This is a genomic window from Bacteroidales bacterium (genome assembly GCA_016707785.1).
Taxonomy (GTDB): domain Bacteria; phylum Bacteroidota; class Bacteroidia; order Bacteroidales; family UBA4417; genus UBA4417.
This window is the reverse complement of record JADJGZ010000004.1, coordinates 36,258-49,401: the sequence shown is the minus strand read 5'-3', so window position 1 is coordinate 49,401 and position 13,144 is coordinate 36,258. Positions and strand designations below refer to the sequence as shown.

The 13,144-nt window shown below is 42.5% G+C and carries 11 protein-coding genes; 7 read left to right on the top strand and 4 right to left on the bottom strand.

Going from position 1 to position 13,144, the window contains the following annotated elements; translation table 11 throughout:
- The first annotated feature begins 43 nt into the window (after nt 1-43).
- The 5 genes from gldL (at nt 44) to IPH84_03635 (ending at nt 6,767) form a co-directional block, all read left to right on the top strand.
- Nucleotides 44-1,090, top strand: a complete 1,047-nt coding sequence (gldL, locus tag IPH84_03655) for a gliding motility protein GldL (GenBank protein ID MBK7172331.1) — start codon at nt 44-46, stop codon at nt 1,088-1,090.
- A gap of 49 nt (nt 1,091-1,139) precedes the next feature.
- The gene (gene gldM / locus IPH84_03650; protein MBK7172330.1) at nt 1,140-2,696 is read left to right on the top strand and encodes a gliding motility protein GldM; all 1,557 of its coding nucleotides are present in this window, start codon (nt 1,140-1,142) and stop codon (nt 2,694-2,696) included.
- Nucleotides 2,697-2,717: 21 nt separating this feature from the next.
- Entirely contained in the window at nt 2,718-3,572 is an 855-nt protein-coding gene (gene gldN, locus IPH84_03645) for a gliding motility protein GldN (protein ID MBK7172329.1), read from the top strand.
- An 89-nt stretch (nt 3,573-3,661) separates the two neighbouring features.
- Complete coding sequence (gene recG / locus IPH84_03640; GenBank protein MBK7172328.1) at nt 3,662-5,767, top strand: ATP-dependent DNA helicase RecG; 2,106 nt, start codon at nt 3,662-3,664, stop codon at nt 5,765-5,767.
- A gap of 151 nt (nt 5,768-5,918) precedes the next feature.
- Nucleotides 5,919-6,767 (top strand): nuclear transport factor 2 family protein, encoded by an 849-nt coding sequence (locus IPH84_03635; GenBank protein MBK7172327.1) that lies wholly within the window; start codon nt 5,919-5,921, stop codon nt 6,765-6,767.
- Between the two features lie 31 nt (nt 6,768-6,798).
- Here IPH84_03635 and IPH84_03630 read toward each other — a convergent pair whose 3' ends face one another.
- Complete coding sequence (locus IPH84_03630; GenBank protein MBK7172326.1) at nt 6,799-7,368, bottom strand: pseudouridine synthase; 570 nt, start codon at nt 7,366-7,368, stop codon at nt 6,799-6,801.
- A gap of 153 nt (nt 7,369-7,521) precedes the next feature.
- On the opposite strand from IPH84_03630, the gene IPH84_03625 reads away from it, so the two are divergent.
- Complete coding sequence (locus tag IPH84_03625; GenBank protein ID MBK7172325.1) at nt 7,522-7,899, top strand: hypothetical protein; 378 nt, start codon at nt 7,522-7,524, stop codon at nt 7,897-7,899.
- 46 nt (nt 7,900-7,945) lie between these two features.
- A complete protein-coding gene (locus IPH84_03620; protein ID MBK7172324.1) occupies nt 7,946-9,598 on the top strand; it encodes a PQQ-binding-like beta-propeller repeat protein in 1,653 nt (550 codons plus the stop codon).
- Between the two features lie 112 nt (nt 9,599-9,710).
- Here the strand turns inward: IPH84_03620 and IPH84_03615 are convergent, their stop codons facing one another.
- Genes IPH84_03615 through IPH84_03605 form a run of 3 tightly spaced genes read right to left on the bottom strand, consistent with a single transcriptional unit; the run spans nt 9,711 to nt 12,970 of the window.
- Nucleotides 9,711-10,667, bottom strand: a complete 957-nt coding sequence (locus tag IPH84_03615) for a hypothetical protein (GenBank protein MBK7172323.1) — start codon at nt 10,665-10,667, stop codon at nt 9,711-9,713.
- The gene (locus IPH84_03610; GenBank protein MBK7172322.1) at nt 10,667-12,103 is read right to left on the bottom strand and encodes a trypsin-like peptidase domain-containing protein; all 1,437 of its coding nucleotides are present in this window, start codon (nt 12,101-12,103) and stop codon (nt 10,667-10,669) included. Before IPH84_03610 ends, IPH84_03615 begins: the two co-directional genes overlap by 1 nt.
- A 21-nt stretch (nt 12,104-12,124) precedes the next feature.
- Nucleotides 12,125-12,970, bottom strand: coding sequence for a hypothetical protein (locus tag IPH84_03605; protein MBK7172321.1), 846 nt, complete (start codon nt 12,968-12,970; stop codon nt 12,125-12,127).
- Nucleotides 12,971-13,144: the final 174 nt, after the last annotated feature.

Below are 13,144 nucleotides of genomic sequence, written 5' to 3'. Positions count from 1 at the left end.
GCCGTAGTCAACTCTAACTTAAAACAGTAAAAACAAGTCAATCATGAGTTTATCAAGTTTCGTTTCAAGCAGATTTTATAAGAATTTCATGTCCAAAGTGTATGGATGGGGAGCTGCCCTTGTTATCATGGGTGCACTTTTCAAAATCAACCATTACACTGGGGCAGATATCATGCTCATCATTGGTTTGACTACAGAAGCGCTGATCTTCTTCTTCTCTGCTTTTGAACCTCCTCACGTAGAACCCGATTGGAGTCTTGTGTATCCCGAATTAGCCGGAATGTACCACGGTGGTGCCGGTACCCCGGGAGCAGCTCCCAGAAAAGGTCAAACCGGGAAAACCGTTTCCCAGGATCTGGATGATATGCTCAGCAAAGCTAAAATTGGTCCTGAACTTATTGAAAGCTTAGGCGATGGTATGCGTAAGATGAGTGAGAATGTTGGTAAAATGTCTGACATCACAAGCACAGCTGTGGCTACCGATGAATTTACCAAATCTGTTAAAGATGCCAGTAAGTCAGCAGGTGAACTAAGCAACTCCTATAAGAAAACCGCTGAAGTCCTGAACCAGGATGCTTCCACTGTGGGTGAATTCTCAAATAGCGTGAAATCTGCTGCAACCTCAGCCGGAACCCTTGCTACCGTTTATACTGAAGTTTCTGCCGCTATCAAGAAAGAAATGTCAGCAACAGAGCAGTTCTCCAATACAATGGCTATGGCTACGGAATCTGCCAATAAACTTGCTCAAAAGTATAATCAGAGTGCAGAATTGCTTGGAAAATCTGCTGAAGCCCTTAACTTCAGTGCTCTTGATTCAAAATCATATAATGAGCAGCTCCAGAAGATTTCAAAAAATCTTACTGCTCTCAATGCAATATACGAATTACAGCTTCAGAGTTCCAATGAACAGATCGAATCAACCAATAAGCTCAGGACTACTGTTAATACCTTCCTGGCAAGCATGAGTGATTCCTCCGGTAATATGACCAAATACAAGGAAGAAATTGACCAACTTACCAAGCGCGTCTCTGCCCTGAACCAGGTATATGGAAATATGCTCACTGCCATGAATGTTAACATGAACAAGTAATCTTTATATCACAGCAACATTAACTGATTAACACTGAAATTTTAGGAATATGGCTGGATATAAAGAGACGCCAAGACAAAAAATGATCGCGATGATGTATTTAGTGCTCACAGCGCTGCTGGCACTGAATGTATCTGTAGAGATCCTGAATGCATTCCTGGTCGTTAATGATAGCATGGAAACCACGAACCAGATATTTGGAAAAAAGACAGAAAGCCTTTACGGGCAATTTGAAAAACAGAATCTCCAGAACCCTGATAAAGTTGGCCCATTCTATAACAAGGCCAAAGAGGTAAAAAAGCTTTCAGAAGAAATGAAGCAATATATCATCAATCTCAAGTATGATATGATTGCCTTCTCCGAAAGAATCCCTCTTGAAGAAGCTAAAAAATCTACTTTAAGGGAACTTAAAGGAAAAGATAAATACGACCAGACCACCGCTTTTTTTATCGGTACTTCCGAAGATGGTTCTAAAGGTAAATCCCGTGAACTGAAAGATAAGATCATCAAATATAAAAGTGACATTATCAAACTGGTTGATGCAGATAAAAGGGATATGATCAAAATAGGCCTTGATACTGATGGGCCATTTTACAACGCCAGCGGGAAAAAGCAGAACTGGGAAATGTATAACTTCTACCGTACCATTCTTGCGGCTGATGTAACTATCCTTAATAAGCTGATTGCTGAAGTTCAGAATGCTGAACAGGATGTTGTAACCCATTTTATGAGCCAGATTGGTGCTACCGATTTCAAGATTGACCAGGTAGGAGCTACCGTAGTTCCGAAAAGTCAGTATGTTTTCATGGGAGACAGCTATGAAGCTGAAGTTTTCGTAACTGCCATGGATACCAAGCAGGATTTTACTGCGAATATTGGTGGACGTGGTTACAGTAGTGAAGGCGGAAAAGTAAAAGTTCAACTTCCTGCAACCGCTCCCGGAGAAAAGAAAGTAACCGGTAATGTGATGTTTAAATCACCTGATGGCGAGATTAAACCTTACCCGGTTGAGTTCACTTATATCGTGGCTCCTCCATCACTCACAGTCGCTCCAACCAAAATGAATGTATTGTATGCTTCTGTGGATAACCCGGTTTCTATCTCTGCCGGTGGTGTATCAGATGCACAAATCACTGCGAATATTTCCCAGGGAAGCCTGGTTCGTACTGCCAGTGGATGGGTGGCTCGTGTTACCCAGCCTGGAAAAGCCATTGTTTCAGTTACCGCTAAGGTTGGAGATAAAGTGAAACCTATGGGTTCCTTCGAATTCAGGGTGAAAAATGTTCCTTCTCCTAATGCCTTTATAGCCAATACTGATGGGGGTACCGTAGCAAGGGAAGTTCTTGCAGCTTCCGCATTAATACCTCGTATGCCTGCTGACTTCGATTTTGACCTGAACTTTGTGATCACATCATACACCTTCTCTGGTAACCGAAAGGGAGATGTCATTGATTACAAAGGTGTCGGGAACAAACTTTCAGAAGATATGCGGACTTTTATCAAGGAATGTAAACGTGGATCTAAGGTATCATTTGAAGATATTTATGCCAAGGGTCCTGATGGTAAAAACCGCAAACTTAACTCGATCATCATCACTATTCAATAATTATTGTTAGCCTCTGGTAACATGAAGAAATTGCTTTTATTCCTGGTACTGTTTATGCTGGTTGCGTCTGCAAGTACCTTTGCTCAGCAAATGCTGAACACTCCGCCTAGAGATGGAGTGGTTGACAAGGCTGACAAACTTGAAAAGAAGCCGATTCCATATCCCTGGATCCGTCAGGCTGATTACGTCTGGGAAAAAAGGATCTGGCGGGTAATCGACCTTAGGGAAAAGATGAATCAACCCATGTATTTCCCTGAAACTCCTCATAATAACTGGAAAAGTTTCATGACCGTTCTTATGGATGCCATGAAAGAAGGTAGTATTACTGCTTATGATGCTTCCTCTGTTACTGATGAGTTTATTATCCCCTTATCTTTCAAGGAGATCATGGCAAAGGTTGAGAAAGCTGATACCATGCAATTACAGCGTGACTATCCGCCATACGATTTTTATGATACCGTTATCGTAAAGAAGTTCCAACCTACTGATGTAAAGAAATTCAGGATCAAGGAAGACTGGTTCTTCGATAAACAGAGATCTATGATGGAAGTGCGCATCATTGGCATTTGCCCGATCGTTGATCAGCTGGATTCCAAAGGTGATTTTAAAGGTACCAAACCATTGTTCTGGATCTATTTCCCGGAAGCCCGTCCCATTTTTGCTAAATCTGAAGTGTTTAACCGCTTCAATGGTGCTGCTAAAATGACCTATGACGACTTTTTCTGGAAACGTATGTTTAGCAGCTATATCTATAAGGAGGATAATACCTACGATAGAATCATTGCTGAATATGCACTTGGTATAGATGCCATGCTGGAATCAGAAAGAATCAAGAGCGATCTCTTTAACTTCGAACAACAACTCTGGGAATACTAATCCCTGTTGATATTCAATCATAACCAGGCAGCTTTCCATCACAGGAAAGCTGCTTTTGTTTTCTTATTTTTGTATGATTATCTTTCCCAATGTCCATAGACCTGCTCGATACTCCCATTGAATACCTGAAAGGGGTTGGCCCCAAACGGGCAGAATGGATGCGAAAGGAACTCAACATCTCTACCTATTATGACCTGCTCACCTATTATCCCTTCCGGTATATCGATCGAAGCCGTATCCTTAAAATTCGGGAAGTAAATAGTGATACCGCTTACATCCAGGTAAAAGGTAAAATTACCGATCTGCAATTGATCGGAAAGGGGGGTGGGATGCGCTACGTCATGACGTTAAAGGATGATTCGGGCGCTATGGAATTAATCTGGTTCCAGGGAATCTCATGGATCAAAGACAAATATCCCCTTGGTTCTGAAGTTATAGCTTTTGGTAAGCCTGCCCTTTTTAGTGGTAGGTTTAATATGGCACACCCTGAACTCGAACTCGCTGCTGAATATTATGCCAGTCCGGCAGATCCCTTGCACCCTTTATATAATACTTCAGAGAAAATTAAACAGAAGGGAATCAATAGCCGTGTCCTCTCTAAAATGGCTAAAGGACTGATATCCCAATTGCAGGGTAGCATACCCGAAACCCTTCCTGCTTCCATTCTCCAGGATTATAAACTTATTTCCCGGGAATCCGCTTTTCTGAATATCCATTATCCTACGAACCTGGAAATACTTGGAAAAGCTGAAGCCCGGCTGAAATTTGAGGAATTGTTTTTTATCCAGTTACGATTATTACGCTATAAACTCAGCAGGACACAAAGGGTAAGAGGGGTTGTATTTGAACATGTAGGCGCTATTTTCAATGAATTCTACCATAAATTTCTGCCTTTTGAACTTACAAATGCCCAAAAGAAAGTGATCCGTGAGATCAGGACTGACCTGGGTTCCGGCCGTCAAATGAACAGGTTGCTTCAAGGGGATGTTGGGAGTGGCAAAACACTGGTAGCCCTGATGTGTATGCTTATTGCCCTTGACAATGGATTCCAGGCCTGCCTGATGGCCCCGACAGAGATCCTTGCCACTCAACATTATAAAACCATTTCACGTTTTCTGCAGGGAATGGATGTAAAGGTGGACTTATTAACAGGCAGTACTAAAAATGCCCAGCGAAAAGTAATGCATAAACTGCTTCAAAGCGGGGAATTACATATCCTGATTGGTACCCATGCATTGATAGAAGACACCGTTCAGTTCAATCAACTGGGTTTAGTGGTAATTGATGAACAGCATCGTTTTGGAGTTGAACAGCGTGCAAGGTTGTGGAGTAAAAGCGAAACCCCGCCTCATGTGCTGGTTATGACTGCAACCCCTATTCCCCGTACCCTGGCTATGACCGTTTATGGAGACCTCGATTATTCAGTTATTGATGAGTTACCTCCTGGAAGGAAACCTATTAAAACCTACCATTTCTATGAAAATGGACATGAAAAGGTCTTCAATTTCATGAAACAGCAAATTGCAACAGGGAGGCAGATTTATGTCGTTTACCCCTTGATTGAAGAGTCTGAAACCCTTGACCTCAAAAATCTCCAGGAAGGATATGAATTGCTGGAACAAATTTTTCCTCCTTCTTCATATAAACTCTCAATGGTTCATGGGAGGATGAAACCTGAAGAGAAGGAAAAAGAGATGCAAAAGTTCCTGCTTGGTGAGACGCAAATTATGGTTGCAACCACGGTAATTGAAGTAGGAGTGGATGTTCCGAATGCTTCTGTTATGGTGATTGAGAATGCTGAACGTTTCGGTCTTTCACAATTGCATCAGCTCCGGGGCAGAGTGGGACGTGGTGCAGATCAATCGCATTGTATCCTGATGACCGGCTTCAAAGTTTCTTCCGATGCGAAAATCCGTATTGAAACCATGGTGCGTACAAACGACGGATTTGAAATCTCTGATGTGGATTTGAAACTACGCGGGCCTGGTGACCTGGAGGGCACCCAGCAGAGCGGTGTTATGGACCTTAAAATAGCCAATATTATAAAAGATGAAGCTGTGCTCAGGATTGCCCGTCAGCACGCGCAGAAGGTCCTGGAAGAAGATCCCGGGTTAAACCTGGAAAAAAACCGTAAAATCGCTAATCACCTTGCTTTTCTTACCCGAAAGAAAACAGATTGGGCCATGATAAGTTAGATATCCTGATTTTACTAGCCTCTTCTTTCCATTAATTTGCAGATATAATCTGCTATTTCGCAGAATATTTCACTTAATTCGTCAAATAACAGACCGATAATCAATTGGTGTTCATATATTTATGGAATATTAATTTACCTAAACCTCAGCCATGAAAGCCAAATTAACATTCATCTTCATGATTTTGAGCCTGATTTCATCAATGGGATTCGCTCAGAATATTCTCAAAATTTCTAATGATTCATTGGCTGTAATTTCTGCAGCATTGGATTATGCAGACGGATTTTACTCAGGCGATGCTGAAAGGATGGAAAGAGCTCTGCACCCCGACCTGAATAAAGTCTGTCCGGTTACCATGACTCAGACGGGTAAGAGTTACCTGATGTATTCCACTTTTTCCGGGTTGATTGAGCTTACCCGCGCGAAAGCAGGGGCCTTGCCTGAAGCAAAAAGGAAAATCAGGGTGGATGTTTTAAAGATGAACGATAATGTAGCTTGTGCCAGGATAATGTCTGCTAATTTTAATGATTACCTTCAGTTGGTCAAGATCGATGAACAATGGAAGATCATCAATGCACTCTGGACCTGGGGAGAGGATTCGCCAAACAAGAAGCCTTTAGCCGATTATAAAGGTGCCAATGAGAGAAAGGAGATTGAGCAGACCGTGAACGACCTGTTCGAAGGGATTTATTCTTCCAATGCCATGGTTGTAGAAAGTAAAATTCATCCTGAATTTCAGAGAGCTACCCTGATTCAGATGCCTTCAACAGGAGGGTATATGATTCAGAGAGATGCTGCAGGGGCTTTGATTGAAGCTACACGGGCCGGATTAGGTGCACTTGATCGCGAAAAATGGAACATCTCTGTTCAAATGCTTGATTGTATGGATGGTCTTGCCGTTGTTGAGTTGAAACTACCCACTGGCTGGAGCTATTGCCAGCTTGCAAAGATTGAGGGCCAATGGAAAATCATCAACATCTTAAGGAAGCCTGCCCGGTAGTTACATATCCTACCATTGTAACTGCATCGGATTAGATAAAATCAATATCCGATAATTCCTTAACCTCCCCTGGTTTTAAGTCACCGAGTTGGAACTTGCCAACCCTTACCCGTATTAGTCGTAAAGTAGGGAATCCTGCTGCAGCAGTCATTTTCCTTACCTGCCTGTATTTCCCTTCTGTTAAGATGAGTGAAATCCAAATAGTAGGCCCATGCCTGTCGTCACGAAGCTTTTTTGTTCTGGGGGCAAATTCAGGTTGAGGATCCAGCCGCTGAACTTTGCAAGGTTTGGTTATATATTTCACATCCCTGATCCCTATCTCCACACCGGTTTGCAGCATCTGAAGTGCTTTATCAGTAATGAGGCCATCTACCTGGGCATAATATTCTTTTTCAATACTCTTTTCACGCATCCTTTCACTCATCATCCCGTCGGTTGTAAGTAAAAGCAATCCCTCACTCTCTTCATCGAGGCGGCCGATAGCCATTGTCCCTTCAGGGAAATCATAGAGTTCTCCTAAAAGCTTTTTTTTGCTCAGTTCACATACAAACTGACAGAGATAGCCATAAGGTTTATGGATCATGAAATGCTTATGGCTCATTATAGTATGCGGGAGATTGGTTTTAATCCGGCAAATATAGACATTGTGACTATCCGATTAAGGCTGTAAAGCTTTTTCAAATCTTTGTAAACAATCATATCATTCCTTTGTTATTATGTTGATTTTTCTTTGACAACTATTTAATCTTTACTTATGCTCAATAAATTGAAGCTTTTTCTTTTTGCAATGGTTGTTGTTTTCAGTAATCTGGTTCTGGCCCAGGAGGGTACACCTGTTGCTTGTTCTGATCCACTTGTACAACAGGCTGTTTCGCAGCTTGAAACCTCCTTGAAGTCTCCTGAAGGTGAGCTTTACCAATTTGCTGTCGAAAACAATCTTAAAGGAACCTTTGTATTCGATATTTCGATCAGGAAGAAAGGAGAAGTAGCCACTGTTTTCGTGGTATCTTCCGAAAATGCAAGTATCCCGATGCAAAATCTCCTGAAGGATCGCATCAAAACCTTTAAATTCAAACTAGTCATTCCAAAAAAGACTACCTATAAATTCCGGTATACATTCATGTTTACCTAATCAGTATCATTCATAACCAGAAAACTAACCAATCAAACATTAATTCATGAGAACATTATTTATTGCAGCTATTGCACTGCTTGGACTTTTATCGGGCAAGGCACAGGATGACATGCCCATGGTATGGGAGTCGAGAATGGATCATAAAATCCAGTACAATGGAACAGGGACTGAAGACAGGGGATTTAGCTACACTGCTTCTGACAAGGAGATTTCCATCGTTGACAACAAAACCGGTAAAGTGAGATGGAACAAGAAGTTCAAGGAACTAGCCCCCAAGTTGAGTAAAATTGATGAACTCATTCCTTTCTGGGAATCAGATATGCTCTTTATGTTCGACAGGAAGTTAGGCAAGGACCAGATGGCTTGTATTGACATGGAATCAGGTGCTTTTCTATGGAATACAGATAAATACCAGGATATCAACGATGAGAATGTAATGTATATCAAGGAAAATGATGCATTTGTCCTCTCTCTCAAGAGCCAGCTTGTGATGGTAAAAGCCCGCACTGGTGAAGAGTTGTGGTCAACTTCAAAATTCAAAGGGGCTGTTGGAAAATACATCTGGGGCAATGATGGATATATGGTCATGGTAAATTTTGTTCCAAGTTCCCTGGTAGCGCTATTTACCGGCTTTAAAAACCAGATTGCCAAAATTGACTTATCCAATGGTGATATCGTTTGGGAAAGCAATTATATAGGCCGCGCCGAAAGAAAGGTTATATCCCGTGAATTCCTCTATAGCCTTGATCGTGATAAGGACAATGTTGTTCTAAAGTTGAACGGAATGCAAGTATATGATTATGCTACAGGGAAAAAGGTTTGGTCTGCTGCATTTGATTATACGCCGGAAGGCTTAACAGCACGGCCTGCCGGATCGAAAAAATTCGGCGTTTATGGTGGCGTAGCTGAACCTGTTAGGGTAGGCGATGAGCTTTATGTGCTGGATATGTCGGATCGCAGGCATCAGTATATTAAGAAATACAATGCCCTGAATGGTGAGCTGATCTGGTCGTCACCTGAAATCAAGGAAGCACGTGCGATTCCGAATATGTATGTAATCGGGGATAAAATTGTACTCCAGGTTGGTGGTACTGTTGAAGCCCAGGCGTATATTTACAAAAGGACTTCCAATCCCGATGGCTCAGTTACCATCACCGAAGAATGGAGGATATGGTATCCCAATATCAGGCCTTGTGGGGTGCAGGCTTTTAACACTTCAGATGGTAAGCAGGCATGGGATTCAGAGCGTTTCCGCCGGGGAATTACCAATATGATACAGAATGGTGACCGTGTAGTGGTTTGTTCAGGTAAAGCCCTTTACTCAATGGATGTGGCTACCGGTAAGGAAAATTACGAAGTGCCCGTTGCGAAAGGTGGAGTGGGTGATGCAGAGCTGATTCAAACCTTTAAAGATATGGTTGTAGTTGTCGGTGAAAAGGGGGTTTCAACTTTTAAAATTAATGATGGAGCCCTTGTAAATAGCGGAAAGTATGCTAAATCAGCATTTGAAGGCAGGGTGGATAACATCCTCGTGATGAAAACTGCCGGTGCAGATATTGCCGCTTTCGACCTGAATACCTGTAAATACCTTGAGTTCAAGGCAAGAAAAGGAGCATCCACAACCCTTTCTACAGAAGGAGAATTCGTGTATGTCTACGAAAACAAGACCGTAACTAAAGTAAAAACCGGGAAATAACTCCTATTCCCTGAAAGCAAAAATCCTTCACGGGTGAGTTTGTCACTTGTGAAGGATTTTTCTTTGAAAATCCCCATTGAATATGCCCCTACTGATCAAAACAAAGTGTTCATCAACCATTTGCTGGTATTCCGGATTTCTTCCTGATTAAAGTATGTATTGCTCTGAAACCTTCTAATTGATTTGAGGCATGCTTGCTGAGCCAGGCTGAAAGTAACCCGAATACTTTTCTTTCCTGGCCACGGTAGGCTTCATGAAGTTTCCCGGGATCATCTCCATGCCTGGCTGGATCAGTGAGTTCTGCCCAGGGAGTTAAGGTGTCCGACTCAAGGGTACAAATCAGTCTCCATAATAAGGTTGCCAGTTCATACTTTTCTTCTGAACTTTCAGACGAATTCAATATTTGAATTGATTCCAGTTCGGTGATACCAGAAGTCTGAAAGGATGAAATATAACTTAGTGTATCTTCATTAAGCCCGGGGTCAAGGGTTTCACATAAAGGTTCACTACTCCTGCTGCTGAATAAATTTGATGCAACAGTGCCGATAAGGGCAGATTCAGGCTTTCCACCACCCAAAATATGTGATATCAATGATTTTAGTGTGTCTATTTGTCCCAAAAGGCTATCTTTCAATATATTAACACTGGCAGTTCCATTGGAATCCGGCAGCATAGGCGCGAATTTCTGAAAGGTATTGTCTGCAGTGTCTTTTTGATAGGCAGCCAACTGCAATGATTGCAAATGCAATTGGCGGGCCTGAGCAGGTGTATACCCGGCTTTTACCCATTTTTCTATGCTTTTCAGGGGTGCCTCTCTGAAAAGATGCTGTCCCTGGATATATAGCCCCCCAAAGAGGGCAAATGATGCAAAAATCCCCATGAAGGCAATCCGATAGGAGGGACCTGCTATATTTTCTTTATGGTTGCCCAGTGCACGACCAGCATAAGTGATCAGGGCAACCGCCAGCGTCATGCGTATCCAGTCGTTATCTGCCAGGCCAATGACCAAGCCCGAAATAAGCCCTATCCCTATACCTTCAAGGGAATCTTTCAGATGTCCAGTCTTCATCAATATTCACCGAATGTACAAAGCTCAGTAGACAAGGTGAAAAGCATGAATTTCTTCAAATAGTCATCCTCCACCAATCGGTTCGGATCAAATTCAAGGTTGATGACCAATAAATCTGGTCCGCGTACTTCTGCCATAAAATACAAGGTCCGCCCACTTCCATCGGCTGCCACCCTGGTAAGGAAATAGGAAGCAGACTCGTTTTCATCATCTTCTGCGATTTCATCTGCAATTTCCGGGTCTGCCATCCATTCGGCGGCTAAAAAATTCTCATTATAAACATCATACACATCCTGCTTTGCTAACGCATAGCTTTCAGAATAAAACGGTAATGCATCATAGGTCAGGGTTTCATCCTCATTAGAAGAGTAGAACCATCCGTCTTCAACCACGAATAAGGCATCAGACGGCACCGCAATAGTGGCTCCTGTTTCATAATCCTCGTAAATATTAAATGTAGCTCCCGATAAATTCAGGGAAAGGCTATTGGTGATTTCCTGCATCTCCCTTTGTTCATCAATAGTCATGGTTGAAAAGAGGTCTTCATAGCTGGCAGTCCAGGTAAGTGTAACCGATTGTTCACCATTTTCAACGGTATTCTCCTTTGCTTCCTTTTGGAGTTCCATGATTTCTTCAGCTTCACTCGCATCGGCGTCAACAGTGGTTCTGTTGCTATATAAGCTTACCTGCACTGAAGGGGAAGACGGAATCGGGTCAATGGAACTGGCTAACCTGGGAACATAGAAATTAGCGGGCATAGCCCAATTGATCCTGGCAGCTCCTCCGCGAAGACCGCCATCGGCCACTCCTATCACTGCTCCATTTGAAGCCATGATAGGTGCCCCGGAATGGCCCGGTTGAATAGTGGAGCTAATTCGTAATATTTTGGCAATGGGAAGAGGATAACCCTGGTCTTCTAATTCAGATTTTAGCTTATTTCCCGTAAGAATACTGTTTAAAGTGGGCGATTTTTCAAGACTTCTTGACAAGCGGATATCATCGCCCTGCATAGTATTTACACCATGAGGGAATCCCCATACATATAATTCTTTACTAGAATTCGGATCGGCCTCTTGCAGTTGCAATGGACTCAATCCAAGGTCAGTACTGATTCGCAGCAAAGCCAGGTCCGCTTCCTTGAGCACTTTATAAATAACAGCCTTCGAAGATTTATTTCCTTCCCTGTAAACCATGATATCTTCTGCTCCGGTTACAGCATGCAGTGCCGTAACAATAAGTGTGGGTTCCTTCCAGCACCAGCCGGTTGCTACACCAAGATCCTTCACCACTTTTCCTTTTTCAGTGCGGATATAGTGTGTCTTAATTTTTACCACCGATGCTTTTGCACTTTCAAGATCAGAACCCTGAGCAAGTGAGATCGTGGGGAAATATATAAGTAATGCGGGTATCAGAAGGTTGAGTAAATATCTTTTCATAACTATTCAGATTTATGAGCGTTATTCATTTTCTATTTTGCATACCAGTTCGGCCAGCTTTGGTAATATCTTTTGACGTTGCTCAGGGCTGAGTTTAGAAAGTTCCTGGACTATTGAACTGAGCGATGATTCCTTTTGCCATAATTCAAAATCTGTCCCTAGTTTGCAGTAGGTAGTCCCTTTCTTCCCTAACTGGCAGAATAGTTTATTCAATCCCTTTAGGAAGGCAAATCTTTCCTGCTCCGGGATGGTGTTTGCTATTTCACTAATAATTGGTGTCATGATTTTGGGATCCAATGCGATCAGCTCTTTCTGTGCGGCTTCCCAATCATTGTTCCATTGGTCGGGATCAGTAGCTCCACACAGCTCTTGCGCTTGCTCAGCACTAAACAGGTTCGACTGGTGTGCCCGCTGGACTTCCGTCACAGGGCCTAATTCTCCGGTATTCGGATCAATTCCAAGTCGCTGGAAAAGAACCAGTTTTCGGGCATGATCCGGCGCAAAACCGGCATCCGTATAATCTTTCACGCTTTTGGCCACACTGATAGTAAATACTTCCTGTGTCCTGACAAACATACCCAGGAAGATACCAGCCACTACAGCTATACCAAACCATCCTGCCCTTAAAGCTGTGAAAAGTGTATTCTCCTTCTCTTTTTGATATTCAGCCGATTCCATTCCGGCAAAACTTCGTTTATCAAAGCCAAGGAAGGCTCCAAGCATGGCCGTGAGAATCCCAAAAATCACCTTGACTACTTCAGAAACCGAGAGCCCCATTATGACTCCAAGTAATAATCCCATGCCAATGCCTGATAAAATGGTAGCCCGCTGAATACTACCAAGGAGTTTTCTTTCGTCTTTTTCCATATGTAATTTTTTAAAATGTAAACCAGATGATACCGAGCCTGATGTATACGATTCCCTTATTTGACAGGTACTCTGAGGATGAAAGGAGTGGTGTGAGAGTGTACCCGGTTAGGTTGATGTTAATACAAATATAGGTTCATTAATATTAAATTAGACTAAATAAAAATAAAAAAT